Annotated in this window: 27 protein-coding genes; 13 read left to right on the top strand and 14 right to left on the bottom strand. The window is 75.0% G+C overall.

Translation table 11 applies throughout. From position 1 onward, the window contains the following. Window positions 1–22 precede the first annotated feature (22 nt). The 4 genes from AB0N29_RS04300 to AB0N29_RS04285 all read right to left on the bottom strand — a co-directional run bounded on the left by AB0N29_RS04300 (window position 23) and on the right by AB0N29_RS04285 (window position 2,297). Window positions 23–784 (bottom strand): methyltransferase domain-containing protein, encoded by a 762-nt coding sequence (locus AB0N29_RS04300; RefSeq protein WP_364864375.1) that lies wholly within the window; start codon window positions 782–784, stop codon window positions 23–25. 27 nt (window positions 785–811) lie between these two features. Further along, entirely contained in the window at window positions 812–1,261 is a 450-nt protein-coding gene (locus AB0N29_RS04295; protein WP_302270758.1) for an SAV_6107 family HEPN domain-containing protein, read from the bottom strand. Window positions 1,262–1,268: 7 nt separating this feature from the next. Next, a complete protein-coding gene (locus AB0N29_RS04290) occupies window positions 1,269–1,586 on the bottom strand; it encodes a DUF6504 family protein (protein ID WP_302270756.1) in 318 nt (105 codons plus the stop codon). A gap of 261 nt (window positions 1,587–1,847) precedes the next feature. Then, the gene (locus AB0N29_RS04285; RefSeq protein ID WP_364864372.1) at window positions 1,848–2,297 is read right to left on the bottom strand and encodes a hypothetical protein; all 450 of its coding nucleotides are present in this window, start codon (window positions 2,295–2,297) and stop codon (window positions 1,848–1,850) included. Between the two features lie 88 nt (window positions 2,298–2,385). On the opposite strand from AB0N29_RS04285, the gene AB0N29_RS04280 reads away from it, so the two are divergent. Genes AB0N29_RS04280 through AB0N29_RS04265 form a run of 4 tightly spaced genes read left to right on the top strand, consistent with a single transcriptional unit; the run spans window position 2,386 to window position 5,132 of the window. After that, window positions 2,386–2,859 (top strand): YbaK/EbsC family protein, encoded by a 474-nt coding sequence (locus AB0N29_RS04280; RefSeq protein ID WP_302270753.1) that lies wholly within the window; start codon window positions 2,386–2,388, stop codon window positions 2,857–2,859. A gap of 8 nt (window positions 2,860–2,867) precedes the next feature. Further along, window positions 2,868–3,227, top strand: a complete 360-nt coding sequence (locus AB0N29_RS04275; protein ID WP_364864370.1) for an ArsC/Spx/MgsR family protein — start codon at window positions 2,868–2,870, stop codon at window positions 3,225–3,227. A 1-nt stretch (window position 3,228) separates the two neighbouring features. After that, entirely contained in the window at window positions 3,229–3,816 is a 588-nt protein-coding gene (locus AB0N29_RS04270; RefSeq protein WP_302270751.1) for a DUF4126 domain-containing protein, read from the top strand. A 17-nt stretch (window positions 3,817–3,833) separates the two neighbouring features. Further along, entirely contained in the window at window positions 3,834–5,132 is a 1,299-nt protein-coding gene (locus AB0N29_RS04265) for an FAD-dependent oxidoreductase (RefSeq protein ID WP_364864367.1), read from the top strand. Window positions 5,133–5,138: 6 nt separating this feature from the next. Here AB0N29_RS04265 and metF read toward each other — a convergent pair whose 3' ends face one another. Further along, window positions 5,139–6,029 (bottom strand): methylenetetrahydrofolate reductase [NAD(P)H], encoded by an 891-nt coding sequence (metF, locus tag AB0N29_RS04260; RefSeq protein ID WP_302270749.1) that lies wholly within the window; start codon window positions 6,027–6,029, stop codon window positions 5,139–5,141. 64 nt (window positions 6,030–6,093) lie between these two features. Here metF and AB0N29_RS04255 point away from each other — a divergent pair, with 64 nt between their 5' ends. Further along, complete coding sequence (locus AB0N29_RS04255) at window positions 6,094–7,161, top strand: polyprenyl synthetase family protein (protein WP_364864364.1); 1,068 nt, start codon at window positions 6,094–6,096, stop codon at window positions 7,159–7,161. Between the two features lie 30 nt (window positions 7,162–7,191). Here the strand turns inward: AB0N29_RS04255 and AB0N29_RS04250 are convergent, their stop codons facing one another. Genes AB0N29_RS04250 through AB0N29_RS04240 form a run of 3 tightly spaced genes read right to left on the bottom strand, consistent with a single transcriptional unit; the run spans window position 7,192 to window position 8,421 of the window. Further along, on the bottom strand, window positions 7,192–7,593 hold the full coding sequence (locus tag AB0N29_RS04250; protein WP_302270745.1) for a barstar family protein: 402 nt from the start codon (window positions 7,591–7,593) through the stop codon (window positions 7,192–7,194). Between the two features lie 10 nt (window positions 7,594–7,603). Beyond that, window positions 7,604–8,038 (bottom strand): ribonuclease domain-containing protein, encoded by a 435-nt coding sequence (locus AB0N29_RS04245; protein ID WP_302270744.1) that lies wholly within the window; start codon window positions 8,036–8,038, stop codon window positions 7,604–7,606. Between the two features lie 8 nt (window positions 8,039–8,046). Further along, window positions 8,047–8,421, bottom strand: coding sequence for an Rv2175c family DNA-binding protein (locus AB0N29_RS04240; RefSeq protein WP_302270743.1), 375 nt, complete (start codon window positions 8,419–8,421; stop codon window positions 8,047–8,049). Between the two features lie 131 nt (window positions 8,422–8,552). Here AB0N29_RS04240 and pknB point away from each other — a divergent pair, with 131 nt between their 5' ends. From pknB to AB0N29_RS04215, 5 genes are all read left to right on the top strand, one after another. Beyond that, a complete protein-coding gene (pknB, locus tag AB0N29_RS04235) occupies window positions 8,553–10,709 on the top strand; it encodes a Stk1 family PASTA domain-containing Ser/Thr kinase (protein ID WP_364864360.1) in 2,157 nt (718 codons plus the stop codon). A 17-nt stretch (window positions 10,710–10,726) separates the two neighbouring features. Next, complete coding sequence (locus AB0N29_RS04230) at window positions 10,727–11,632, top strand: deoxyribonuclease IV (RefSeq protein ID WP_364864358.1); 906 nt, start codon at window positions 10,727–10,729, stop codon at window positions 11,630–11,632. After that, window positions 11,629–12,519, top strand: coding sequence for a DMT family transporter (locus AB0N29_RS04225; protein ID WP_364864356.1), 891 nt, complete (start codon window positions 11,629–11,631; stop codon window positions 12,517–12,519). The genes AB0N29_RS04230 and AB0N29_RS04225 overlap by 4 nt, the downstream gene beginning before the upstream one ends. A 252-nt stretch (window positions 12,520–12,771) precedes the next feature. Then, on the top strand, window positions 12,772–13,809 hold the full coding sequence (aroF, locus tag AB0N29_RS04220; protein ID WP_364864354.1) for a 3-deoxy-7-phosphoheptulonate synthase: 1,038 nt from the start codon (window positions 12,772–12,774) through the stop codon (window positions 13,807–13,809). Window positions 13,810–13,929: 120 nt separating this feature from the next. Continuing rightward, window positions 13,930–14,826 carry a hypothetical protein gene (locus tag AB0N29_RS04215; RefSeq protein WP_364864352.1) on the top strand — a complete coding sequence of 299 codons (897 nt, stop codon included), beginning with the start codon at window positions 13,930–13,932 and terminating at the stop codon, window positions 14,824–14,826. 38 nt (window positions 14,827–14,864) lie between these two features. On the opposite strand, the gene AB0N29_RS04210 is transcribed toward AB0N29_RS04215, so the two are convergent. The 4 genes from AB0N29_RS04210 to AB0N29_RS04195 form a co-directional block, all read right to left on the bottom strand. Continuing rightward, window positions 14,865–15,857 carry a GntG family PLP-dependent aldolase gene (locus AB0N29_RS04210; protein ID WP_364864350.1) on the bottom strand — a complete coding sequence of 331 codons (993 nt, stop codon included), beginning with the start codon at window positions 15,855–15,857 and terminating at the stop codon, window positions 14,865–14,867. Then, entirely contained in the window at window positions 15,854–17,188 is a 1,335-nt protein-coding gene (locus AB0N29_RS04205; RefSeq protein ID WP_302270734.1) for a class II 3-deoxy-7-phosphoheptulonate synthase, read from the bottom strand. The genes AB0N29_RS04210 and AB0N29_RS04205 overlap by 4 nt, the downstream gene beginning before the upstream one ends. Window positions 17,189–17,264: 76 nt before the next feature. Next, on the bottom strand, window positions 17,265–18,713 hold the full coding sequence (locus tag AB0N29_RS04200; protein WP_302270733.1) for an APC family permease: 1,449 nt from the start codon (window positions 18,711–18,713) through the stop codon (window positions 17,265–17,267). 133 nt (window positions 18,714–18,846) lie between these two features. After that, window positions 18,847–19,422 (bottom strand): hypothetical protein, encoded by a 576-nt coding sequence (locus AB0N29_RS04195; protein ID WP_302270731.1) that lies wholly within the window; start codon window positions 19,420–19,422, stop codon window positions 18,847–18,849. A 45-nt stretch (window positions 19,423–19,467) separates the two neighbouring features. On the opposite strand from AB0N29_RS04195, the gene AB0N29_RS04190 reads away from it, so the two are divergent. Continuing rightward, window positions 19,468–20,241, top strand: a complete 774-nt coding sequence (locus tag AB0N29_RS04190) for an endonuclease/exonuclease/phosphatase family protein (RefSeq protein ID WP_364864346.1) — start codon at window positions 19,468–19,470, stop codon at window positions 20,239–20,241. Window positions 20,242–20,277: 36 nt separating this feature from the next. On the opposite strand, the gene AB0N29_RS04185 is transcribed toward AB0N29_RS04190, so the two are convergent. Continuing rightward, window positions 20,278–21,306, bottom strand: a complete 1,029-nt coding sequence (locus AB0N29_RS04185) for a 6-phosphofructokinase (RefSeq protein WP_364864343.1) — start codon at window positions 21,304–21,306, stop codon at window positions 20,278–20,280. Window positions 21,307–21,486: 180 nt separating this feature from the next. On the opposite strand from AB0N29_RS04185, the gene AB0N29_RS04180 reads away from it, so the two are divergent. Next, entirely contained in the window at window positions 21,487–22,305 is an 819-nt protein-coding gene (locus tag AB0N29_RS04180; protein WP_364864340.1) for a DUF1028 domain-containing protein, read from the top strand. Next, window positions 22,302–23,777: a glycerol kinase gene (locus tag AB0N29_RS04175; protein ID WP_364864338.1), complete on the top strand. Its 1,476-nt coding sequence runs from the start codon at window positions 22,302–22,304 to the stop codon at window positions 23,775–23,777. Before AB0N29_RS04180 ends, AB0N29_RS04175 begins: the two co-directional genes overlap by 4 nt. A gap of 21 nt (window positions 23,778–23,798) precedes the next feature. Here AB0N29_RS04175 and AB0N29_RS04170 read toward each other — a convergent pair whose 3' ends face one another. Continuing rightward, window positions 23,799–24,698 (bottom strand): hypothetical protein, encoded by a 900-nt coding sequence (locus AB0N29_RS04170; RefSeq protein WP_364864336.1) that lies wholly within the window; start codon window positions 24,696–24,698, stop codon window positions 23,799–23,801. Between the last annotated feature and the right edge of the window lie 8 nt (window positions 24,699–24,706).

Genomic DNA, 24,706 nt, shown 5'->3' with positions numbered 1-24,706 from the left:
CGCGGGCGCCGGCCGGCGGGCGTCAGCGAGCGAGCAGGTGCAGCTGCGTGGCGAGCGGGAGGTACTCCGGGCGGGCCGCGACGGCCTGCTCGAGGTCGACGAGCGCACCGGCGGCGCCGGGCTCGAGGTCCAGCAACGAGCCGGGGACGAGGTCGGCGAAGACGCGGACGCCGTGGACCGAGGCCACCTCGAAGCCGGCGTCCTCGAGCAGGGCACCGACCTCGTCGCGGGTGAACCGGCTCCCGGACCGGCCGGCCGGGGCGCCGGTCGTCGCGCCCTCGTCGAGCATGGCCAGGGCCTGCTGGAAGTGGCCGGCCATCGCCCGCGCCACGACCGCGGCGTGCCGCTGGGCGACGAGCAGGCTGAGCGTGCCCCCGGGCCGCAGCACGGCACGCAGGCTCCGCAGCGCGGCCGCGGGGTCCTCGACGACCTCGAGGACACCGTGGCAGAGCACGACGTCGGCGGCGTCGGCGCCGGTGACGTCGACCAGGGTCGAGAGGTCGCCCTGCTGGGCCGCCACCTCCACCCCGAGCTCGCGGGCACGTCGGCCGAGCGAGGCCAGGGCGTCGGGACTGGGGTCGACCACCGTGACCCGGTGGCCCTGCTCGGCGACGCGGACGGCGAAGCCGCCGGTGCCGCCGCCGATGTCCAGCACGTCGAGCGGGCCGCCGCCGAGCACCGGGCGCAACGCCGACCAGACGACCGCCGTGCGCGCGGCTCCGCGCCTCTCGCTGGGGCGGTCCCGCTCGCTGGGTCGGTCGCCGGGACGCTCGGTGACGGGCATGGCGCCCAGCCTAGGGCCACCGGGTGCTCACCCCACCCGGCGCACGACGTGCACCTGGACCGGCGCGTGCGGCACCAGCCCGAGCGCCTGCTCGACCACGGCGAGGAACCGGTCGGAGTCGCGCACGAGGTCGTCGGCCTCCCGCTCGGTCACGGCGCGGCGCGAGCCGGCCTCGGCCGCCGCCCGCTTCGCGGCACCGGCCGCGAAGAACCGCGCCCACTCCTCCAGCTCGGGAGCGACCTCGGTCAGCAGCACCCAGGCGTTCTTCTGGGGGCGCCGCCGGGCCGGCGCCGGCCGGGCGCGGGCCGCCAGCAGGGCGGCGGCTGCGCGGAGCGCGGCGACGTGGGCGTGGGCGTAGCGCTCGGTGACCTCGGTCGCGGCGATCGCCTCGCTCAGCGACTCCGCGGACCGGGCCAGGTAGGCGTGGGTGGTCGCCGGCAGGGCGTAGGGGTTGGGCTGCTCCAGGGGGGACGGCACGACAGCCTCACTCCCCCGCACGGGCGCCGGCGGCGACGAGCTGCCACCGGCCCGCTCGCAGGTCGTGGGCCAGCTCGAAGACGCCGCCGCCGGCGAGGTCGTCCGCCCCGGCCGCCTGGTCGAGCCGTCCGCGGCCGGCGGCGACCCGCCACAGCTCGCGGCGCGGGAGCTCCTGGCTCCGCCGCTCCAGCACCTCGCGCACCTTCCACAGCCGGCCGCGCCACAGGAACTGCGCGGGACCACCCCGCGCCGCCTGCGCCTCACCCGGCGGGCCGTCGAGCCCGCCCTCCCCGGTCCGCACCTCGACGGGGTCGTCGTACCGCACCACTCTCGCCTCGCTCCTCGGGCTCGCGCCCGGCTCCGTCGACCCCACGACCCCGGACGTCGCGACCCGGCGGGGACGGGGGTCGAGGTCGCCCCCGCCGGTCGTTCGAACAGATGTTCGAACACGACGAAGGTACACCGCGGCACCGACAGGTCGTCAAGACCCGCCGGTGGGGCGTGGACCGCGCCGGCTTCCGGCCGGGCTCCGGTCGGACTGCGGCCGGGCTCGAGCGAGCTGCCGGGAGGGCTCCCGCGCGGCGGGTCAGACGTGCGTGTCGGCGGGCGCGCGGCTCCCGCGCACGAAGCGCGAGGTCTCGGGGCTCCAGAGGAGGTACAGCAGTGCCGCGTCGACCACGATGGAGACCACCGCGGCGAGCACGAAGGGCAGCGGCGGCTCGGTGCGCAGCCCGGCCAGGGTCGCGATCGCGGCCATCAGCACGACCAGCGCGAGGGAGTGGCGGGCCCAGTTGGCGCCGCCACGCAGGAACGGCACCAGGGTGGCGACCAGACCCACGAACACGATGAGGAGCACCACCGCGACCGGGACGAAGGCGGGCTGCTCGATGTCGGCGTCGACCGGGTGGCCCGCGGACCAGGAGTCGAGGAGGTCGTCGCGCAGCACGACGGTGAGCACCGCCACCAGGACGGCCAGGCCGAGCAGCACGAGGAGCAGCTGCACCGCGCGACGGACCGACGTGGGCTGGGCTGTCATGCGGGCTCCTCGGGCGGGACGGGCGCGTGCGGACGGGCTGGCCGTGCGGGCCGGGCGCGGACCGGTGCTGGTGCCCTAGGGTCGCGCCATGACGACCGAGCACCCCTCGATCACACGCTTCCGCGAGGAGCACGCACGCCGCGGGGGCACGGGCGACGTCGTCATTCTGCCCGACTCCGTCCACACCGCGGCACTGGCCGCCGAGGCGCTCGGCTGCGAGGTCGGTGCCATCGCCAACAGCCTGGTGTTCGAGGCCGAGGGCGAGCCCGTGCTCGTGCTGACCTCGGGGGCGCACCGGGTCGACACCGCCAAGGTGGCCGCGACCGTCGGCGTGCCGCGGCTGCGGCGCGCGAGCGCGGAGCTGGTCCGCGCCGCCACGGGCCAGGTGATCGGTGGTGTCTCCCCCATCGGCCACCCCGCGCCGGTGCCGACCTACCAGGACCGCTGGCTGCGCCGGCACCCCGTGGTCTGGGCGGCGGCGGGCCACCCCGCCGCGGTGTTCTCGACGACGTACGACGAGCTGCAGGCGCTGACCGGCGCGACCGAGATCGACGTGGAGTGAGGAGCGCGATGGGCATCGAGATCTGGCTGAACCCCGCGTGCACGAAGTGCCGCACCGCCGTCGCCGAGCTGGACGCGGCCGGCGCCGACTACACCGTGCGCCGCTACCTCGACGACCCGCCGACGCCCGAGGAGCTGCGTGCGGTGGTGGACCGGCTGGGGCTGGAGCCGTGGGACGTCGCCCGGCCGAAGGAGACCCGGGAGGCCGGGATCGACCTGCCGCGCGAGCCCGCGAGCCGTGACGCCTGGCTCCGGGCGCTCGCCGCCCACCCGCGCGCGATCCAGCGGCCGATCCTCACCGCCTCGGACGGCACCACCGTCGTGGGCCGCGACCCCGGGTCGCTGGGTCGTGTGATCGAGCGGGGCTGAGGTGGAGTCGCTGGCGCTCGCGTTCTCCAGCGGGTGGGCGAGCGGCGTCAACGCCTACCTCGTCGTCCTGGTCCTCGGCGTCGCGGACCGCGTCGGCGGGCTGGAGCAGGTCCCCGACGCGCTCGGCCGCTGGGACGTGCTGGTGGTCGCGGCGTTCCTCTACGCGATGGAGTTCGTCGCCGACAAGATCCCCTACGTCGACTCCACCTGGGACGCGGTCTCGACGGCGATCCGCCCGACGGTCGGCGCCGTCGTCGGCGTGCTCCTCGCGGGCGACGCGCGCACGCTGGACCAAGCGGTGCTGGGCACCGTCGGCGGCGGCACGGCCCTGCTCTCCCACCTGGCCAAGGCCGGTGGCCGGCTGGCGATCAACACCTCGCCCGAGCCGGTCAGCAACGTCCTCGCGAGCATCACCGAGGACGTCGCCGTGCTGGGGGTGGTCTGGTTCGCGATCGAGCACCCGCGCGCGGCCGCCGGTGTCGCCGCGGTGCTCCTGGCCGGCGGCCTGGTCGCGCTCTACCTGTTGGCGCGGCTGGTCCGGCGCGGCTGGCGCCGCTGGCGGGGCCGGCCCGCCGGGGTGTCGGCGTAGCGCCCTAGGGTCGACCCGTGGCACGCGTGGTGGTCGTGGGAGGCGGGTACGCCGGTCTGGCGTCCTCCGTGCGTCTCGCCAAGCTCGGTCACGACGTGACGCTGCTCGAGCGCTCCCCCACGCTGGGCGGCGCGCTCGGCCGGGTGGAGGCCGACGGGTTCGCGTGGGACGCCGGGCCGACCTGGACCACGCTGCCCGCGGTGGTGCGGGACCTGTTCCGCAAGAGCGGGCGGCCGGTCGAGCGGGAGCTGGACCTGGTGCCGCTCGACGTGGTCCGTGAGCACCGGTTCGCCGACGGCACCCGCGTGACGGTCCCGGCCACCCGTGCGGCGCAGGTCGCCGCCTTCGACGAGCTCGGCCCCGGGCTGGGCCGGCGCTGGGTGGACCACGTCGCGTCGTACACCGACACGTGGGAGACGCTCCGCCGCGAGTACCTCGAGGTCCCGTGGGAGGCGGCCGCCCCCTCCCGCCCGCTCGCCGCCCTGCTGGGCAGCCGGGAGACCCTGCACCGCCGGCTCCGCAAGGTCTTCCGCGACGAGCGGCTCGCCCTGGTCGCCGGGCACCCGGCCGTCGCCGAGGGCCACGACCTGCGCAACGTCCCGGCCTGGGCCGGCGTGACGGCGTACGTCGAGCAGCGCTTCGGCGCGTGGACGGTCGAGGGCGGCATGGCCCGGCTGGCCGACGCGCTCGCGGACCGCCTCGGCACCCGCGGCGTCACCGTGCGGACCGGGACCACCGCCCGTGACCTCGTCGTGCGCGAGGGCCGGGTCGTGGCCGTCGACCTGGGCGGCGACCAGGTCGACGCCGACGTCGTGGTGGTGGCGGTCGACCCCCGCCTGCTGCCGACCCTCGCCCGGCACGTCGAGCGCACCATGCCGGCCATCCCCCCGGTGGTCGCCCACCTCGGGCTGGAGGGCGAGGCGCCCCACCTGCCGCACGAGGTCGTGCTCCACGGCGACCCGCTGCTGGTCGTGCGCACCGGCGGCCGGGCCCCGGACGGCGCCTCGGCCTGGACGGTGCACGGGCGCGGCCGGCTCGCCGAGGACATGCTGCGCGCGCTCGCCCGGCAGGGCCTCGACGTCCGCGCCGGGGTGGTCACCCGGGTCGACCGCAGCCCGCGGGACCTGGTCGACGCCTGGAACGGCTCGCCCCTGGGCGTGCTGTGGCAGGGGCGAGCGACGGTGCGGCAGCGGCTCGGTCCCACGACGCCCGTCGCGGGGGTCTTCGCCGCCGGTGCGCACGCGACGCCGGGCGCCGGGCTGCCGTACGTCGGCCTCTCGGCCGCCCTGGTCGCGCAGGCGGTCGGGCCGGCCTGACCCGGGTCAGGCCGAGACGTTGAGCCGGTCGAAGATCTCCAGCGTCGCCCGGGAGCGGTTGAGCGTGTAGAAGTGCAGCCCCGGCGCGCCGCCGGCGAGCAGCTCCTCGCAGAGCTCGGCGGCCACGGTGATGCCCTCGGCGCGCACCGCGGCGGCGTCTCCGTCGTGGGCCGAGATCCGCGCGACGACCTCCGCCGGCACGTCGGCGCCGATCAGCTCGCCCTGCCGGCGGATCGCGGCGAGGTTCAGGATCGGCATGATGCCCGGGAGGATCGGCATGTCGACGCCCCGGTCGCGGACGCGCTCGACGAGGCCGAAGTAGTCGCGGGCCCGGAAGAACATCTGCGTGACCGCGAACTCCGCGCCCGCCCGCGCCTTCGCGACCAGCACATCGGCGTCGTGGTCCAGCGACTCGGCGGTGGGGTGGCCCTCCGGGAACGCCGCCACGCCCACCCGGAAGTCGCCCCGGGACCGGGCGAGCTCGACGAGCTCAGTGGCGTAGGTCAGACCGCCGTCGGTGGGGGTCCAGGGCGATCGCGGCCCGTCCGAGGGGTCGCCGCGCAGTGCCATGACGTGCTGCACGCCCGCCTCGTGGTAGGCGTCGAGGATCGCCTCGAGCTCACCGCGCGTGTGGCCGACGCAGGTCAGGTGCGCCATCGGGATCATCGAGGTCTCCCGGGCGATCCGTCCGGTCACCCGCACGGTGGAGTCCCGCGTCGAGCCGCCCGCGCCGTACGTCACCGACACGAAGGTCGGCCGGTAGGGCTCGAGGGCGCGGATCGCGTCCCAGAGCTGCTGCTCGCCGGCCTCGTCCTTGGGCGGGAAGAACTCGAACGAGAACGACTTGCCGCCCTCGCGGATCATCTCCGCGAGGGAACGCCCAGGTCCGGTCACCATGGCCCGAAGCGTACGGTCGGCGCCGCCCCCGGTCAGCATCCGTCCACCCTCTAGTCTCATCGGCGTGACGGCCACCGGTGGGGACCCCAGCACCTTCGGCGACCGGGTGCAGCAGGCGCTCGACTCCTTCCTGGACCAGCAGGCGGCCCGGCTGGCGCCGCTGGGTCCCGACGCCGAGCGGCTGATCACCGAGGCGCGCACCACGGTCCGCGGCGGCAAGCGGTTCCGCGCGTCGTTCTGCTGGTGGGGCCACCTCGCGATCGCCCCCGCGGCCGACGAGGACGCCCTGGTCCGCGCCTGCGCCGCCCTGGAGCTGCTGCACGCCAGCGCGCTGGTCCACGACGACCTGATGGACGCCTCCGACACCCGCCGCGGCCGGCCCGCGACCCACCGGCAGCTGGAGGCCGAGCACCGGGCGGCCGGCTGGACCGGCGACCCCGAGCAGTACGGCGCGGCCGCCGCGATCCTGCTCGGCGACATGCTGCTGAGCTGGGCCGACGAGCTGCTGCGCCGCTGCGGGCTGCCGCTCGCGCAGGTCGCCCCGGCGCTGGAGGTCTTCGACCTGTGCCGCTCGGAGGTGGTGGCCGGCCAGTTCCTCGACGTCTCCGTCCAGGCGCGCGGCCGCGCGGACGTCGGCACCGCGATGACCGTGCTGCGCTACAAGTCCGCGAAGTACTCCATCGAGCGCCCGCTCCACATCGGCGCCGCGCTCGCCGGCGCCGACGCGGCCGCGCTGGACGCGCTCTCGGCGTTCGGCCTGCCCCTCGGCGAGGCCTTCCAGCTGCGCGACGACCTGCTCGGCGTCTTCGGCGACCCGGCGACCACCGGCAAGCCGGCCGGCGACGACCTCGTCGAGGGCAAGCGGACGGTGCTGGTCGCGCTCGCCCTGGACGCCGCGCCGCCCGCGGACGCAGCGCTGCTCGACCGCTCGCTCGGCACGGCGCTGGCCGAGGCCGACGTGGACCGCCTGCGGGGGATCATCGACGCCTCGGGCGCCCGCGCCCAGGTCGAGGCGGTCATCGAGCAGCTCTCCGACCTCGCGGTCGCCGCCCTGGACCGGGCCACGGCCGACCCCGCGGCCCGCGAGGCCCTCCGGGCCCTGGCCGCCGCCGCGACCCAGCGCACCGTCTGACTCCTCCGGGGTGCCGTCGCCGCTCGGCGCTCAGTCGAGCAGCGGCACGTCGACGTCGGGACCCTCGCCGCGCAGCAGGACCGCGAGGCCGGAGCCGCCGAGCAGCCGGCGCACGACCGCGAAGCTCCGCGGGTCCTCGCGGGCCAGCGGGCCCCAGCCGTCCCAGAGCAGCACGGTCCGGTCGGTGTCGAGGTCACGCAGGCAGTCGGCGAGTGCGTCGAGGTTGCGGCCCCACCAGTCCGGCAGCGCCAGTGCCTCGCCGAGCGCCTCGAGCGTCTCTGCGCGGGTCGGGTGGACCCAGCCGTCGAGGTGGGCGAACCGCCAACCGGCGTGCTCGACCGTGTGCCGCACGTCGGGCACGTCGGAGGCCGCCTCCCACCGGTGCACGCCCGGCCGGACCCGCCCGGCCAGCAGCGCCGCGAGGCCGCTCACGTGCCGTCGCTCACGGCAGGACCTCGGCGAAGGTCGCGTAGTGGTCCTCGGTCCAGTAGTACTCCCGCGGCTCCCCCGCCACGATCCGCCGCGGCCCGCGGTGCCCGAGGCCGGGGGTGGGGACGGTGTACTCCCGGTAGTAGCCGTCCCGGCGCTCTGGGAGCAGCCCCTCGTAGTTGTGGAAGACCGTGCCGTCGTGCGCGGGCTCGGGGAACGGACCGCCGTCCTCGATCAGCTCGACGGTCTCCTGCGCCTCGACGGGGAGGTCGGCGAGCCCGACCGTGGGCAGCCCCGAGGACCCGGTGCGGGTCGTCCCCGTGCCCGCGTCGGTGGCGCGGTCCGGCGCGGCCGGGTCGCCGCCGGTGACGAGTGCGCCGAGGACGACGAGCAGGACGACGACGACCAGTGACGCGACGGCTCGCGTGCGGGCGCTGGTGCGGGGCACGCGCAGGCTCAGAAGGCCATCGCCTGGGCGCGGCGCTTGACCTCCGAGCCGCGGTTCTCGCGCAGCGCGTCGATGGGCCGGCCCGGCAGCGCCTGGTCGAGGAAGAGCCAGGCGATGCACTCGCGATCGTCGTACCCGCCGTCGTGCAGCACGGTCAGCAGCCCGGGCAGCCCCTTGACCGGGAAGCCGTCCTGGATGAAGTCGGCCGGGACCTGCTGGCCGGCGCCCGGAGCGGGCACGGCGGCGGCGAGCTCGTGGTCGCGGATCATCGTGCGGACCTTGCCGACGGTGACGCCGAGCCGGCGGGCGGCCTCGGCCCAGTCGATCCACTCGGGCACGAGGGCGGCGAGGTCGTGGTCGGCGAGCGGGATGTCCTCGGTCATGGGGCACATCCTCCCATCCGGGCGCCGTGCTCCGCGCCACGCCGGGGGCCCGGCTCAACCCGCCGGAGGCGCCGCCCTCCGTACGATGTCCCCGTCGAGGACTTCCCCCCTCGGCACGCAGGAGGGTCGCCGTGACGCCACACCGTCATGCCCGGTCGGGCTCGGACGCGCCTTCGGCCGACCCCACGGGACGCCCGCCGGCGGGGCAGCGGCTGGACGGCCGCCTGCTCGACGGGCGCTACCGGATCGGCCCGCGCATCGCCCGCGGCGGCATGGCCAGCGTCCACGAGGCCACCGACCTCCGCCTGGACCGCACCGTGGCGGTCAAGGTGATGCACCCGGGCCTCGGCGACGACGAGGAGTTCGCCGCCCGCTTCGTGCGGGAGGCCCGCGCCGCCGCGCGGCTCTCGCACCCGAACGTCGTGGGCGTCCACGACCAGGGCGACGACGACGGCGTGGTGTTCCTCGTCATGGAGCTCGTGGCCGGGCACACCCTGCGCGACGTCATCGCCAAGGAGAGCCCGATGCCCCCGGCGCGGGCGCTGGCGCTGCTCGAGCCGGTGCTCTCCGCGCTGGCCGCCGCGCACCGGGCCGGCCTGGTCCACCGCGACGTGAAGCCCGAGAACGTCCTCATCGCCACCGACGCCGACACCGGCGCGACCGTCGTGAAGGTCGCCGACTTCGGGCTGGCCAAGGCCGTCAGCGCCGACACCCAGCACACCGCGACCGGTGGCGTGCTCATCGGCACCGTCTCCTACCTGGCCCCCGAGCTGGTCGTCGACGGCCGTGCGGACGCCCGCGCGGACGTGTACGCCGCCGGCGTCCTGCTCTTCGAGCTCCTCACCGGCCGCAAGCCGCACGAGGGCGAGTCGCCCATCCAGGTCGCCTACAAGCACGTCCACGAGGACGTCCCGCTCCCCTCGACCCTGGTCCGCGGCCTGCCGGCGTACGTCGACGCGCTGGTGGCCCGCGCGACCGCCCGCGACCGCGGGCAGCGGCCCGCCGACGCCGGCGTGCTGCTGCACCAGCTGCGCCGGGTGGCCACCGCCGTGGCGACCGGGGTCGACGACGACCCCGACCTGGTGGCCGACCTGATGCCGCGGCCCCCGGTGGCCGGCGACACCGCCGAGCACACCCAGCTGCTGATGCGCCCGACCGAGGTGCCGCCCGCCGTCGAGCGGGCCGAGGCGGCCGGGACCGGCGGCGTCGGCGCGGTCTCGCGCACCGCCGACACGGCGGCCGACCCGCTCGAGGGCGCCCGTCCCGACGGCACCTGGGACGACGAGGAGATGGCGGCGCTGCTCGCGCCCGGCCCGGTCACCTCGCCGACCGCGCCGCCGCCGACCGAGCGGACCACGACCGTCCGGGTGCCCGTCGAGCCCGCCCCGCGGCGTACCCGCCGGTCCCGGAGGGGCCTGCTCGCGCTCGTCCTCGCCGTGCTCCTCGCGGCCGGGGTGGGCACGGGTGCATGGTGGTTCGGGTTCGCGCGCTGGACGACCACGCCGGGCGTGATCGGGCTGGACCGGACCGCCGCGGTCGAGCGCCTCGAGGCCGCCGGCCTGGAGGCCGAGGTCGGCCCGCGGGCGTTCTCGCGCACGGTGCCCGCCGGCGAGGTCGTGTCCACCGACCCCGCGGCCGGCGACCGGGTGCTCGACGGCGGCACGGTGACCGTGACGATCAGCAAGGGCGAGGAGCTCTACGACGTCCCGAAGCTGCGAGGCCTGACCGAGGACGAGGCGCAGGACGTGCTCGCCGAGCTCAAGCTGGAGTTCGGCGGGTCGCGGCTGAAGTGGTCCGAGGACGTCGACGAGGGCGTCGTGATGGCGAGCGACCCCGAGCCCGGGACGACGCTGCGTCCGGGGTCCGTCGTGGATCTGGTGGTCTCCAAGGGCCGCAAGCCGATCACCGTCAAGGACTGGACCGGCAAGGACGCCGGCACCGCGCGCGAGCGGATGGAGAAGCAGGGGCTGGTCGTCGAGGTCGTCGAGGAGGAGCACTCCGACACCGTCGCCGCGGGCGACGTCATCAGCCAGGACCCGGTCGGGACGACCCTCTACCGCGGCGACACGGTGGCCCTGGTGGTCTCCCTCGGCCCGGAGCTCGTCACCGTGCCAAACGTCAAGGCGTCCGGCGTCGACGCGGCCACCACGGAGCTCGAGGCCCTCGGCTTCGAGGTCGAGACCCGCAAGGCCTTCGGCTACCTCGGCCTGGGCTACGTCTTCTCCACCGACCCCGGCGCCGGTGCCGAGGTGCCGAAGGGGTCGACGATCACGCTGACGCTCATCTGAGCGGGTAATCTCCGCGGGTGCTCGACCCGGACCAGCTCGTCTCGAGGAACCCCGTCGGCACCCACGTCGTCGTCGGCAAGGGCCTGGTCGCCGGCGCCCTGGCCTCGGCCGACGAGCTCGGGTGCGAGACCTTCCAGGTCTTCTGCGGCAACCCCCGCGGTTGGGCGCTGAGCGCCGGCCGGCCCACGGAGGACGCGGCGTTCCGGGCGGAGGTCGAGCGGCGCGGCACGCGGGTGTTCGTGCACGCGCCGTACCTCGTCAACCTCGGCTCCCCCACCGCGCTCACCTACGAGCGCTCGGTCGCGAGCGTCGCGCACAACCTGCGGCGCGCGGCCGAGATCGGAGCCGAGGGCGTGGTCGTGCACACCGGGTCCTACGTCGCGCCCGACGACACCAGCGAGCGGTACGACGCCGCCCTGCGCCAGGTCCGCGAGGGCCTGCTGCCGCTCCTGGACACCCTGGAGGACGACCCCGCCGGCGACGCGCCCTGGCTGCTGCTCGAGCCCACGGCCGGGCAGGGGCGCTCGCTCTGCGCAGGGGTGGACGACCTCGCGCCGTACCTCGCGGCGCTCGAGCACCACCCGAAGGTCGGCATCTGCCTCGACACCTGCCACGTCTTCGCCGCGGGCGCGCCGCTGGACGAGCCGGGCGGCGCCGCGGCCACCCTCGACCGGCTCGTCGAGGTCGCCGGGCCCGGCCGCCTGCGGCTGGTCCACGCCAACGACTCGATGGACGTCCGCGGGGCGTTCAAGGACCGGCACCAGAGCATCGGCGCCGGCCACATCGGCGTCGAGCCGTTCCTCGAGCTCTTCGCCCACCCCGCGACCGAGGGCGTGCCGTTCGTGGCCGAGACACCCGGGTCGCGGGAGGTCGGCGGCGACGTGCAGGTGCTGCAGGAGCTGCGCGCCAAGGCGCTGGGGTGACCGAGCGGCGCACCACCCTGCTCGCGACGGTCGCGCTCCTGGCGATGACCGCCTGCTGGGGGTCGACGTTCTTCCTGATCAAGGACCTCCTCGACCGGGTGCCGACGCTGGACTTCCTGGCGGTCCGGTTCGCGATCGCCGGCGTCGTGATGGTGCTCGTCGCGCCCCGCGCCGTGCTGCGGCTCTCCCCCGCCTCCCGGCGCAACGCGCTCGTGCTCGGCGGCGTGTACGGCGTCGCGCAGATCCTGCAGACCGCCGGCCTCGCGCACACCGCGGCGTCGGTCTCGGGCTTCATCACCGGCATGTACGTCGTGCTCACCCCGCTCCTGGCGGCGCTGCTGCTCCGCTCGCGGATCTCGGGGGCCACCTGGGCCGCCGTCGCGCTGGCCACCGCCGGGCTCGGCGTGCTGACCCTCGACGGCCTCTCGCTGGGGTACGGCGAGGCGATCACGCTGGTCAGCGCCGTGCTCTACGCCCTGCACATCGTGGGGCTGGGCGCCTGGTCGAACGCCCGGGAGGCGCTCGGCATGTCGATCGTGCAGCTGCTGGTGATCGCCGTCGTCTGCGTCGTGGCCACCGCACCGGACGGGATCGTGCTGCCGCCGACGCCGGCCGACTGGCTCTCGGTCGTCTACATGGCGCTCTTCGCCGGCGCGCTCGCCCTCATCGGCCAGACCTGGGCGCAGGCCCACCTCGCACCGACCCGCACCGCGATCATCATGAGCATGGAGCCGGTCTTCGCGGCCTTCTTCGCCGTCGTCCTCGGCGGTGAGTCGGTCACCGGCCGGATGGTCGCCGGCGGCCTGATGGTGCTCGCCGCCATGCTGTTGGTCGAGACGCTTCCCCGGCGCAAGGTCGAGGGCGAGGTCCAGCACCTGGTCGTCTGAGCCCCGGTTCGCAGCCCCCGGTCCCACGTGGTGGAAAAGCCCGCGGGCCGCGCCGGGCCGGGCGGCTAGGTTCCTGCTCGTGACGCGCACCTATTTCTTTGGACGCCAGCCGGGAGCACCCGTGCCGGCCGTCCTGTCCTAGGTACGCCGCACTCCATCCAACGCCCCCGGCTCCGGCCAGCGGGGCGTTGCGCGTCTCGGGGCCGGAGCCGTCCGGGCCGCTCGAGAAAGAGGAACACCATGGTCGTCGTCATGTCCCCGGACGCCACCGACTCCGACGTCGCGAACGTCGTCGCCCGCGTCGAGGGCGTCGGCGGTGAGGCCTTCGTCAGCAAGGGCGTCGTCCGGACCATCATCGGTCTGGTCGGCGACATCGAGTCCTTCCACCACCTCAACCTGCGCACCCTCCCCGGGGTCGCCGACGTCCACCGCATCTCCGACCCCTACAAGCTGGTCAGCCGCCAGCACCACCCCGAGCGCAGCACCGTCTGGGTGGGCCCGGCCGGCCGCCAGGTGCCGATCGGCCCGGACACCTTCACCTTCATGGCCGGTCCGTGCGCGGTGGAGACCGCGGAGCAGACGCTCGCCGCGGCGCAGATGGCCAAGGGCGCCGGCGCCACGATCCTGCGGGGCGGGGCCTACAAGCCGCGCACCTCGCCGTACGCCTTCCAGGGCCTGGGGGTCCGGGGCCTGGAGATCCTCGCCGAGGTCGGGCAGGCGACCGGCCTCCCCGTGGTGACCGAGGTGGTCGACGCCCGCGACGTCGCCGTCGTGGCCGAGCACGCCGACATGCTGCAGATCGGCACCCGGAACATGGCCAACTTCGGGCTGCTCCAGGCCGTGGGCCGGGCCGGCAAGCCGGTGCTGCTCAAGCGCGGCATGACCGCGACCATCGAGGAGTGGCTGATGGCGGCGGAGTACATCGCCCAGCGCGGCAACCTCGACGTCGTCCTCTGCGAGCGCGGCATCCGCACCTTCGAGCCGGCCACCCGCAACACCCTCGACATCTCCGCGGTGCCGGTCGTGCAGGCCACCAGCCACCTGCCCGTCATCGTGGACCCCAGTCACGCGGCGGGCCGCAAGGACCTGGTCGTGCCGCTGTCGCGGGCAGCGGTGGCCGTGGGCGCCGACGGCATCATCGTCGACGTGCACCCCGAGCCGGAGACCGCGCTGTGCGACGGCCCGCAGGCGCTGCTCGGCAACGAGCTGCGCGAGCTGGCCCAGGCCGTGCGCCGGCTCCCGCCGATGGTCGGCCGGGTCGACTCCGCCGAGCTGAGCCGGACGGCCTGACCGGTCCGCGGGGGCCGCTCGCTACGCTCGACCCCCGTGGAGTACTGCACGGCCTGCGGCACGCGGCTCGGACCGGGTCGCGCCTGTCCCGGCTGCGGCCGGCCAGTCGAGGGCCCGGACATGTCCGACTGGCGCACCGACACCGCGGAGCGACCGGCGGTCAAGGACGTCCCGTCCGCGCCGCGCTATCCCCTGTACGCCGACGAGGCCGCGCCGGTCACCGACCCCGGTGAGCGGCGCGGCGCTCGTGCGGCCGGAGCCGCCGGCGGTCCGCGCGGCACGCGGGGCGCCCGGGGCACGTGGCTGCCGTGGGCGGCCGGGGTCGCGACGCTCGCGCTCCTCGGCGGCATCGGGACCGCGCTCGTCCTCGGTGGCGACGACCCGGCGGACGAGGCCACCTCGCCCACGGCGGACGACGCGGCCTCCTCCGCCCCGGCCGTCCCGAGCACCTCGTCCTCGCCGACGGCACCCGACCCCCAGCCCCGGCGCCCGGCGGGCGAGCTGAGCCGGAAGCCCGAGCCCCGCGACCCCGAGGACGTCACGGCCGAGGCCCGGGTGGCGGTCCCGGCCACCGCGCCGGTCAGCCAGGGGCTCGACGGCACCCGCACGGCGTACGACGCCGGGAACCTGCTCGACGGCGACCGCACCACCGCGTGGCGGATGCGCGGCGACGGCACCGGCTCCGAGCTGGTCATCCGCCTGGACCGGCCCACGACCGTGACCCGGGTGGGGCTCGTCAACGGCTACGCCAAGCGCGCCCGCGGCGGCCGCGGCGGCGTGCTCGACTGGTACACCGGCAACCGGCGGGTCCTCGCCGTCGAGTGGGTGCTCGACGACGGGACCGTCGTCCCCCAGCGCCTCACCGAGTCACGCTCGGTGCAGACCACCGAGGTCGGCGCCATCACGACCGAGCGGCTGCGGCTGCGCCTGGTCGAGGTCAGCTCCCCCGGCTCCGGCCGGGCCGGGCGCGACTACACCGCGATCAGCGAGCTGTCGGTCGTCGGCCTGCCCGGCTGACAGGCCGGCGACCGGCCCGCGGCCGCGGAGGCGCAGGGTCAGAGGGCCCCGAGGGTGACGGCGGCCTTCTCGGCGTCCGCACGCGTGACGTCGAGGTGCGTGACCAGCCGGACCGTGGTCGGGCCGACCATGGAGACACGGACGCCCGCCTCGGCGGCGCGGGCGACGAACTCGGGCGCGTCGGGGCGCGGCACGACCACGATGTTGGTGTCCACGGTCGCGGGGTCGACGCCGCAGGCCTCCGCCAGCAGCCGCGCGTGCGCGTGGTCGTCGGCCAGCCGCTCGACGTGGTGGTCCAGGGCGTGCAGCCCGGCGGCCGCGACGACCCCGACCTGGCGCATCCCGCCACCCATCCGCTTGCGCCACACGCGGGTCTCGGCGATCACGTCGGCCGACCCGATCGTCAGCGAGCCGACCGGGGCGCCGAGCCCCTTGGACAGGCAGACGGCCATGACGTCGGCGACGGCGCCGTACTCCGCGAACGGCGTGCCGGTCGCGACGTGGGCGTTCCAGATCCGCGCGCCGTCGACGTGGACGGTCGACCCGGCCGCGGTGGCGAGCTCGCGAAGGTCCTGCAGGTCCTCGATCGGCAGCACCGCGCCGCCGGCGAAGTTGTGCGTGCACTCCACCGAGATCGCCGCGGTCCGCACGAAGAACGGGCCGAGGTCCGGCGCGTGCATCTGCCGCACCATCGCCAGGTCCACCTGGCCGCGCGGGTGGAACCAGGTGCGCATCGTGATCCCGCTGTACGCCGCGTGGGCGCCGAGCTCGGCGCGCGCGATGTGCGCGGAGGCCTCGCAGAGCACCTCCTGCCCCGGCTGCACGAGCGCCCGGACGGCCAGCACGTTGGCCATCGAGCCGGTCGGCATGAACAGCGCGGCCTCGTGGCCGAACATCTCGGCCACCCGCTCCTCGAGCGCCAGGACGGTCGGGTCCTCGCCGTACACGTCGTCGCCCACCTCGGCGCGCGCCATCGCCTGGCGCATCGCGTCGGTCGGGCGGGTCAGGGTGTCCGAGCGGAGGTCGATCATGCCTTGCGGAGCATCTCTGCGACGAGGAAGGCGAGCTCGAGGGACTGCACGCGGTTGAGGCGCGGGTCGCACACCGACTCGTAGCGCACGCCGAGGCCGTCCTCGAGCAGCTCCTCGCCACCGCCGACGCACTCGGTGACGTCGTCACCGGTGAGCTCGACGTGGAGGCCGCCGGGCCAGGTGCCCAGCGAGCGGTGGACGTCGAAGAAGCCCTGGACCTCGTCGATCACGTCGTCGAAGCGGCGGGTCTTGTAGCCCGAGCTGGCCTCGAAGGTGTTGCCGTGCATCGGGTCGCACACCCACGCGACCTCGACGCCCTCGGCGGCGACCTTCTCCACCAGGTGCGGCAGGCCGTCGCGGATCCGACCGGCTCCGAAGCGGGTGATGAACGTCAGCCGGCCCGGCTCGTTGAGCGGGTTGAGCCGCGCGGCCAGCGCGAGCGCGTCGTCCGGGGTGGTGGACGGGCCGAGCTTGACGCCGATCGGGTTGCGGATGTGGCTGAGCAGCTCGACGTGGGCGTTGTCGAGCTGCCGGGTGCGCTCGCCGATCCAGACCATGTGGCCGGAGACGTCGTAGGGCATCTGGGTGCGCGAGTCGATGCGGGTCAGGGCGTGCTCGTACTCCAGCACCAGCGCCTCGTGGCTGGAGTGGAAGTCGACCCGGTGGAACTCGTCGGGGTCGGCGCCGATCGCGGACATGAACGTCAGGGCGCGCTCGATCTCGTTGGCGACCGCCTCGTAGCGCTGGCCGACCGGCGACTCCTTGACGAAGTCGGTGTTCCAGGTGTGGACCTGGCGCAGGTCGGCGTAGCCGCCGGTGGTGAACGCGCGCACCAGGTTCAGGGTGGCCGCGGAGCTGTTGTAGACGTCGACGAGGCGCTGCGGGTCCGGCACGCGCGACTCGGGGGTGAAGTCGAAGCCGTTGACCGCGTCCCCTCGGTAGGCGGGGAGCGTCACGCCGTCGCGGGTCTCGAAGTCCGAGGAGCGCGGCTTGGCGTACTGCCCCGCGATCCGGCCGACCTTGACCACCGGCACCGACGCGGCGTACGTCAGCACGACGGCCATCTGCAGCAGCACGCGCAGCTTGTTGCGCACGTTGTCGGCGGTGACGCCGGCGAAGGTCTCGGCGCAGTCGCCGCCCTGGAGGAGGAACGCCTCGCCGCGCGTGACGGCGGCGATCTTCTCCTTGAGGTCGTCGCACTCGCCGGCGAAGACGAGGGGCGGGGCGGTGCGCAGCGTGGCGACCGCGGCGTCGACGGCGCCCGAGTCGGGGTACGTCGGCTGCTGGGCGGGGCCCAGCGCGTGCAGGGTCGCGAGGTCGGGGATGCTCACCGGTCCAGGGTACGTCCGGGCCGGGGCGCCCCCCGCATCAGCGGACCGGCCCGAGACGAGGCCCCGGGCCCCCGGCTCAGTCCTCCATGTGCTCGATGTCGCGGAAGCCGGTCTTCTTCGCGCGCACGCCGCGGTTGGTCAGCCACGTCAGCGCCCACAGCACGATGCCGATGACCAGCAGCCCGAGGGCGATCTCGTAGACGATCGGCTCCCGGTCCACCCAGGGACCGAGGAGGAACGCAGTGGCCAGGGCGGCGATCGCCGGGGTGATCCCCGGGGACCGGAAGCCGCCGCGCTGGCCGTCGCGGCGCAGCACCAGGCAGGCGACGTTGACGATCGTGAAGACGCCGAGGAGCAGCAGCGAGGTGACGCTGGCGAGGTTGACGACCACCTCGTCCTCGGCGCGGTTGGCGACGTACACGATGAGGGCGAGGGCCAGGACCGTGGAGAAGGCGATGCCGACGTACGGCGAGCGGCGCTTGTGCGAGACCTTGCCCAGCGTCCGCGGGAGGACGTCCTGGCGGGCCAGGCCGTAGAGCAGGCGGCTGGCCATCAGCATGTTGATCAGCGAGGTGTTGGCGACGGCGAAGACCGCGAGGAACGGGAAGATCCGGTCGATCGGGAAGTCTGGGGCGCCGACCCGGACCACCTCGAGCAGGGCCCGGCCGTCGGGAGCGTTGGCGATCTGGTCGGAGGTCAGCACCGCCACGGTCGAGACGGCGACGAGCATGTAGATGATCACCGCGATGCCGAGGCCGGTGATCATCGTGCGCGGGAAGATCCGCTCGGGGTCCTTGGTCTCCTCGACCATGTTGACCGAGTCCTCGAAGCCGACCATGGCGAAGAACGCGATCGACGTGGCGGCGGTGACGGCGAGGAACAGCCCCTTGTCGCCGGAGTCCTCGAAGGTGACGATCCGGTCGTAGTCGGCCTTGCCCTGGGTCATCGCGTAGACGCCGACGCCGATCACGATGGCGAGCGCGGTGATCTCGATCAGGGTGAGCACGACGTTGAACTTCACCGACTCCCCGACGCCACGCAGGTTGATCAGCGCGAGCAGCAGCATGAAGCCGAGCGCGATCGCGGTGATGACGCCGGTGCTCGGCTCGGAGTCCAGCCACTCGTTGGCGACCAGGCCGCCGGTGAGGTTCTGCGCCAGCACGTTCGCCGAGGTCGAGGCGCTGGTGATGCCCGAGCAGATGACGGCGAACGCGACCAGGAACGTCACGAAGTGGATGCCGAATGCCTTGTGGGAGTAGAGCGCGGCACCCGCGGCCTGCGGGTACTTGGTGACCAGCTCGAGGTAGGACAGCGCGGTCAGCGTCGCGACCGCGAAGGCCACGAGGAACGGCAGCCACACGATGCCGCCGACGACCCCCGCCATCTGCCCGGTGACGGCGTACACGCCCGCGCCGAGGATGTCGCCGACGATGAAGAGGAGCAGGAGCCGAGGCCCCATCACCCGCTTCAGCTCGGGCTCACCCGATGCGGTGGTGGACTCGGTGGTGGTGGCTCCCGTGCTCATGCGGCTCCCTTGCCCCGGCGATCACCTGGGAAAACACCGTGCCATGCCGGGGACCAGACCGCCAGGGTCCGCGCCGGATCCGCCGCGGCCGGGTCGGGCGCCGGGTCACGCGGCCCCCGGTCGGGCGGCGGGGTCAGGCGGCCGCGTCGACGGCGTCGATGACCCCGAGCCGCTCGAGCAGCACCAGGAAGGCCACGGCGAAGTCGTTCGCGGCGGTGTCGGCGCGCACCTGCTCCCAGTCGACCTGCTCGCGCACCGCCCGCGCGACAGGGAGCGTCCTGCCGAAGTCGCAGGCGTGCTCCTCCATCGCGTTGAGCCGCTGCCCCATCAGCTCGGTCGCCGAGAGCACCGGCATCTGCACCGACTCCACCTCGATCTGGTCGACGTGGGTCAGCACCTCGCGCTGGACCGGGACCCCGTTGGTCCGGAACAGCAGGTCGACCATCGCGCCGTCGACGAAGACCTTGAACAGCCAGTCCTCCGGCGGCTGGACGACGTCGAGCCCCTCCGCGGCGAGCAGCTCGGCCGCCTGCGGGGCGTCGTCCTCGGCGACGACGAAGTCGACGTCGTGCTCGGGCTCCGGCCCGCCGCGCGCCCACAGGGCGTACCCACCGGCCAGCGCGAAGGGCACGTCGCCCTGCTTGAGGGTCACCGCGACCCGCTTGAGCGCCTCCCGCAGGGGGTGGAGGTCCGGGATGCCGTGGCTCACGCCGAGCGGTGTACCCGTCGGGCGGCACGGGTACACGGCCGTCCGATGCGCCTGGTCACCTTCAACATCCTCAACGGACGCCACCCGGCCGACGACCACGTCGACGTGGACGCGTTCGCCGCGGCCGTGCGCTCCCTGGACGCCGACGTGCTCGCGCTGCAGGAGGTCGACCGCAACCAGCCCCGGTCGGGGCACGCCGACCTGACGGCCGTCGCGGCCGAGGCGATGGGCGCGACCGACAGCCGGTTCGTGGCGGCGCTCAGCGGCAGCCCGGGTGCGACCTGGGTCGCGGCGACCGGCGAGGAGCAGCCCGACGCTGCGGCGTACGGCATCGCGCTGCTCAGCCGACGCCCGGTGCGGGCCTGGCAGATCATCCGGCTCCCGGTGCTGCGCACCCGCGTGCCGATGAAGTTCCGCGACAGCCTGCTGCCGACCCTGGTCCAGGACGAGCCGCGGGTCGCCGTGGCCGCCGACGTCGAGACCGGTGGGGCGACGGGCAGCGGCGTCATCACCGTCGCCAACACCCACCTGTCGTTCGTGCCGTGGTGGAACGGTCGCCAGCTGCGCTCGCTGGTCTCCTCCCTCGACACCTCCCAGCGGCCGCTGGTGGTCGTCGGGGACCTCAACATGGACGGCGAGCGCGCGGTCCGCACGACGCGGATGCGTGCCCTGGCCGCGCACCCGACGTTCCCCTCGCACGCGCCCGGCGAGCAGCTGGACCACGTGCTCGCCGACGGCGACGTCTCGGTCCGGGTGACCGAGGCCCGCGAGATGCCGCTCTCGGACCACCGGGCGCTGGTCGTCGACCTGGTGCTCTGACGCCGTCCGCCCGACAGGCCCGCGGACCCCTCGCGGCTACCCGAAGAAGACCTGCGCCTCGGCGTACTCCTCGGGGCTGACCACCTTGAGCTCGGCGGTGCCCTCGGAGAGCGGGACGCGGACGATCTTCGTGCCGCGCAGCGCCATCATCGTCCCGAAGTCGCCGTCGGCGACCGCGTCGATCGCCTGCAGGCCGAACCGCGTGGCCAGCCAGCGGTCGAACGCCGTGGGCGTGCCGCCGCGCTGGACGTGGCCCAGGACGACCGCCCGGGCCTCCTTGCCCGTGCGGGCCTCGATCTCCGCCGCGAGCCGGTCGCCGATGCCGCCGAGCCGCACGTGGCCGAAGGCGTCCTTCTCCCCCGACACCAGCGTCATGTCGCCGCCCTCGACCGGGACGGCGCCCTCGGAGACCACGATGACCGGGGCGTACTCGCTCTGGAACCGCGTCTCGACGTGGGCGCAGACCTTGTCGATGTCGAAGGGCTGCTCGGGGATCAGCACGGCGCTGGCGCCGCCCGCGATGCCGGCGTGCAGGGCGATCCACCCGGCGTGTCGGCCCATGACCTCCACGACGAGCACGCGGTGGTGGGACTCGGCGGTGGTGTGCAGCCGGTCGATCGCCTCGGTCGCGATGTTGACGGCCGTGTCGAAGCCGAAGGTGAAGTCGGTGCCCGAGAGGTCGTTGTCGATCGTCTTCGGCACCCCGACCACCTGGACGTCGAGCTCGGCCAGCTTCGTGGCGACGCCGAGGGTGTCCTCGCCGCCGATCGCCACGAGCGCGTCGACGCCGTGCGCGGCGAGGTTGTCCTTGATCCGCTCGACGCCGCCCTCGATCGCGAAGGGGTTGGTGCGCGAGGAGCCGAGGATCGTGCCGCCGCGCGGGAGGATGCCGCGGCACTGCTCGATGCCCAGCTCCATGGTCAGCCCCTCGAGCGGCCCCTTCCAGCCGTCGCGGAAGCCGACCAGCTCGAAGCCGTGCTCGCGGACGCCCTTGCGGACGACCGCCCGGATGACCGCGTTCAGACCGGGGCAGTCGCCCCCGCCGGTGAGCACTCCGACGCGCATCGGACCTCCTGAGGGTCGTGGCCGTGGCCGCGACCGCGTGGTGGCCGCGGGCCCGGTGGCCTTGGATCGTTCAAGTCGTCGCCGACCCTAGTGCGCCCGAGGTCACGCGGGTAGCGGTTCCTCCGCCCGGTGCGTCCCGGGGCGGGCCGAGCCGGCGGTGCCGCTCGCTACCCTCCCGCCATGACCTTCTCGATCGTGGCCCGCGCCGCCGACGGCGAGTCCTGGGGCGTCGCCGTCGCCTCGAAGTTCCTCGCCGTCGGGGCCGTCGTGCCCGCCGCAGTCGCCGAGGTCGGCGCGATCGCCACCCAGGCAGACGCCAACGTGGCCTACAAGGGCATCGCGCTCGCCCACCTCGACGAGGGCGCCACCGCGCAGGTCGCGCTCGACCGGCTGCTGGAGGAGGACGAGGGGCGCGCGGACCGCCAGGTCGGCATCGTCGACGTCGACGGCAACGCCGCCACGCACACCGGGACCGACTGCCTGGACTGGGCCGGCGGCGCCACCGGCGAGGGGTACGCCGTCCAGGGCAACGTGCTCACCGGCCCGGAGGTCGTCGAGGCGATGCAGCGCGCGTTCGAGGGCTCCGACCCCGCCGCGCCCCTGGCGCACCGCCTGCTCGCCGCGCTCGCCGCCGGTGACGAGGCCGGCGGCGACAGGCGTGGGCGCCAGTCGGCCGCCCTGCTCGTGGTCAGCGAGGGTGCCGGGTACGCCGGCGGCGACGACATCGCGGTGGACCTGCGCGTCGACGACCACGCCGCACCGGTCGCCGAGCTCGGGCGGCTGCTGGACCTCAACGACCTCTACCTCACCGCCTCGACCGAGGAGGAGAAGGTGCCGGTCGACGACGAGCTGCGGCGCGAGCTCGAGGCGTTCGCGACCGACCGCGGGCACCGCGACTTCGCCGCCTGGGTCGGCACCGAGAACTACGAGATGCGGGTCGACCCGGAGCTGACCTGGATCGACCAGCGGGTGCTCGAGGTCGTGCGGGGCACCGCGTGAGCGTGCTGGCGATCGACGCCGGCACCACCGGCGTCACCGCCGTCGTCGTCACCCCGGACGGCCGGATCGCCGCCAAGGGCTACCAGGAGTTCGCCCAGCACTTCCCGCAGCCCGGCTGGGTCGAGCACTCCCCGGAGGAGATCTGGCAGGCCACGCTCGAGGCGTGCCGCGAGGTGCTGGGCCGGGTCGACCGCTCCGAGCTGCGAGGCGTCGGGATCACCAACCAGCGCGAGACGGTCCTGCTGTGGGACCGGGAGACCCTGGGGTCGCCGCGCCGGGCGATCGTGTGGCAGGACCGGCGCACCGCCGACATCTGCACGCGCCTGCGCGACGCTGGGCACGAGGACCGGGTCGCCGAGCTGACCGGGCTGCGGCTGGACCCGTACTTCTCCGGCACCAAGCTGGCGTGGATCGCCGAGCACGAGCCGCACACGTGGGCGCTGGTCGAGGAGGGCCGGTACGCCGTCGGCACGGTCGACTCCTACCTGGTCGCCCGGATGACCCGCGGCCTGCACCACGTCACCGACGTCTCCAACGCCTGCCGCACGCTGCTCATGGACCTCGGCACCGGCGACTGGAGCGACGAGCTGTGCGGGCTCTTCGGCGTGCCGCGCGACGCGCTGCCAGAGCTGGTGCCCAACTGGGGCGAGCTGGCCGTCACGGACCCCCGGTCCTTCCTCGACCTGTCCCTGCCGATCGCGGGCATCGCCGGGGACCAGCAGTCCGCGCTCTTCGGCCAGACCTGCTTCGACGTGGGCGACTCCAAGTGCACCTACGGCACCGGCTCGTTCATCCTCACCAACTGCGGCACCGAGCTGCCCCGGTCCGACGCCGGGCTGCTGTCGACCGCCGCCTGGCGCTCCCCCGACGGCGAGCTGACCTACGCGCTCGAGGGCGCCATCTTCGTGACCGGCGCGGCGGTGCAGTGGCTGCGCGACGGTCTCCAGGTCGTCGGCTCGGCCGCGGAGACCGCGGCCATCGCCGCGACGGTGCCCTCCAGCGAGGGCGTCGTCTTCGTCCCCGCGCTCACCGGGCTCGGCGCCCCGCACTGGGACCCGCACGCCCGCGGGCTGATCATCGGCGTCACCCGCGGCACCACGCGGGCGCACCTGGTCCGCGCGACCCTCGAGGCGATCGCCTTCGAGGTCCGCGACGTGCTCGAGACCATGCCCGCCGCGCTGTCGTCGCTGCGGGTCGACGGCGGCGCCTCGGCCAACGACCTGCTCTGCCAGGTCCAGGCCGACCAGATCGGCGTGCCCGTCGAGCGGCCCGAGCTGGTCGAGACGACGGCCCTCGGTGCGGCGTTCCTCGCCGGCCTCGGCACCGGCGTCTGGTCGTCGACCGACGAGCTGCGGGAGACCTGGGCGCTCGACCGCTCCTTCACCCCCGGCCGCGACCGCACGGCGTACGACGCCTCCCACGTGCGGTGGCGCGAGGCCGTGGAGCGCTCGAAGGGGTGGGCGCAGGTCTGAGGCCCGGCCTCAGCCGCCGCCTCACCCGCCGAGCCCCTCCAGCGCCGCCCTGGCCGCGTCGCGCGCGCGGGTGAGGTCGTCGACCGCGGCGCTGGCCTCGTCGCGGGTGTCCTCGGCGTCGGCCAGCTCCTCGTCGAGGGCGTCGTGGTCCTCCTCGAGCGCCGCGATCCTGGCCTTGAGCTCGTCGATCTCGGCCTGGAGCTGGAGGCCGCGGGCCTCCAGGCGGGAGACCTCCTCGCCCGCCTCGTCGAGGTCCGACTGTGCCTCGGCGAGCTCGGACTCGGCCTGCGCCAGCTTCTCCTCGGCGGCGCGGCGGACCTTGGCGTCCGCCTCCGGGTCGGGGACGACCTCCAGCCTCGGCCGCGAGGGCGGCGGTGCGGACTCCCGTGGGACGGCGGCGAACCCGAGCGCCTCGGGCAGCGCCACGGCCGCACCCGCGTCCGCCTCCTCGACGCCGGTCGCCTCGATGGACGCCACGAGCAGGCCGCTGCGGACCGCCTTCGCGCAGCCCTCGTCCACCATCGCGGCGGTGAGCGTGGCCTCGACCTGGTCGGCCACCGCATCGGTGACGCGGAGGCCGTGCTCCTTGGCCACGGCGCGGGCCTGGCTGGTGACCGCGGCCGTGAGCTGGCGGCGCTGGCGGGTCAGCGCGCGCAGCTCCTCCCCCGACATCGACGCCTGCGCCTCGCGCAGGGCCGCACCGACGGCCAGCACCTGCCCGACCTGCTCGGTCTCGTGCCGCACGAGCAGGTTGACCACCCACGCGGCCGTCGCGGGCTTCCGCAGCGCCTTGACGGGCTTGGCCAGGTCGGTGCCCTTGAGCTCCTTGGCCCGGGCGTCGCGTGCCGGGGTGAACTCCGCGAGGTCGAGCGCGTAGAGCTCGTCGGCGATCGCCAGCAGCTCGCTCGTCGCGTCGGCCATGCCGGGAA

Source organism: Nocardioides sp. NPDC092400, from assembly GCF_040684155.1.
Classification (GTDB): domain Bacteria; phylum Actinomycetota; class Actinomycetes; order Propionibacteriales; family Nocardioidaceae; genus Nocardioides.
The sequence above is the reverse complement of the archived record's forward strand: the minus strand, read 5'-3'. Positions and strand labels throughout refer to the sequence as shown.

Excerpts from the sequence above, each read along its gene's own strand:
- AB0N29_RS04180 (WP_364864340.1), top strand. The coding sequence starts at position 21,487 with ATGACCTTCTCGATCGTGGCCCGCGCCGCCGACGGCGAGTCCTGGGGC.
- AB0N29_RS04300 (WP_364864375.1), bottom strand. The coding sequence starts at position 784 with ATGCCCGTCACCGAGCGTCCCGGCGACCGACCCAGCGAGCGGGACCGC.
- metF (WP_302270749.1), bottom strand. The coding sequence starts at position 6,029 with ATGGTGACCGGACCTGGGCGTTCCCTCGCGGAGATGATCCGCGAGGGC.
- AB0N29_RS04240 (WP_302270743.1), bottom strand. The coding sequence starts at position 8,421 with ATGACCGAGGACATCCCGCTCGCCGACCACGACCTCGCCGCCCTCGTG.
- AB0N29_RS04215 (WP_364864352.1), top strand. The coding sequence starts at position 13,930 with ATGTCCGACTGGCGCACCGACACCGCGGAGCGACCGGCGGTCAAGGAC.
- AB0N29_RS04275 (WP_364864370.1), top strand. The coding sequence starts at position 2,868 with ATGGGCATCGAGATCTGGCTGAACCCCGCGTGCACGAAGTGCCGCACC.
- AB0N29_RS04285 (WP_364864372.1), bottom strand. The coding sequence starts at position 2,297 with ATGACAGCCCAGCCCACGTCGGTCCGTCGCGCGGTGCAGCTGCTCCTC.
- AB0N29_RS04280 (WP_302270753.1), top strand. The coding sequence starts at position 2,386 with ATGACGACCGAGCACCCCTCGATCACACGCTTCCGCGAGGAGCACGCA.
- AB0N29_RS04170 (WP_364864336.1), bottom strand. The coding sequence starts at position 24,698 with ATGGCCGACGCGACGAGCGAGCTGCTGGCGATCGCCGACGAGCTCTAC.
- AB0N29_RS04185 (WP_364864343.1), bottom strand. The coding sequence starts at position 21,306 with ATGCGCGTCGGAGTGCTCACCGGCGGGGGCGACTGCCCCGGTCTGAAC.
- aroF (WP_364864354.1), top strand. The coding sequence starts at position 12,772 with ATGTCCCCGGACGCCACCGACTCCGACGTCGCGAACGTCGTCGCCCGC.
- AB0N29_RS04200 (WP_302270733.1), bottom strand. The coding sequence starts at position 18,713 with ATGAGCACGGGAGCCACCACCACCGAGTCCACCACCGCATCGGGTGAG.
- AB0N29_RS04190 (WP_364864346.1), top strand. The coding sequence starts at position 19,468 with ATGCGCCTGGTCACCTTCAACATCCTCAACGGACGCCACCCGGCCGAC.
- AB0N29_RS04210 (WP_364864350.1), bottom strand. The coding sequence starts at position 15,857 with ATGATCGACCTCCGCTCGGACACCCTGACCCGCCCGACCGACGCGATG.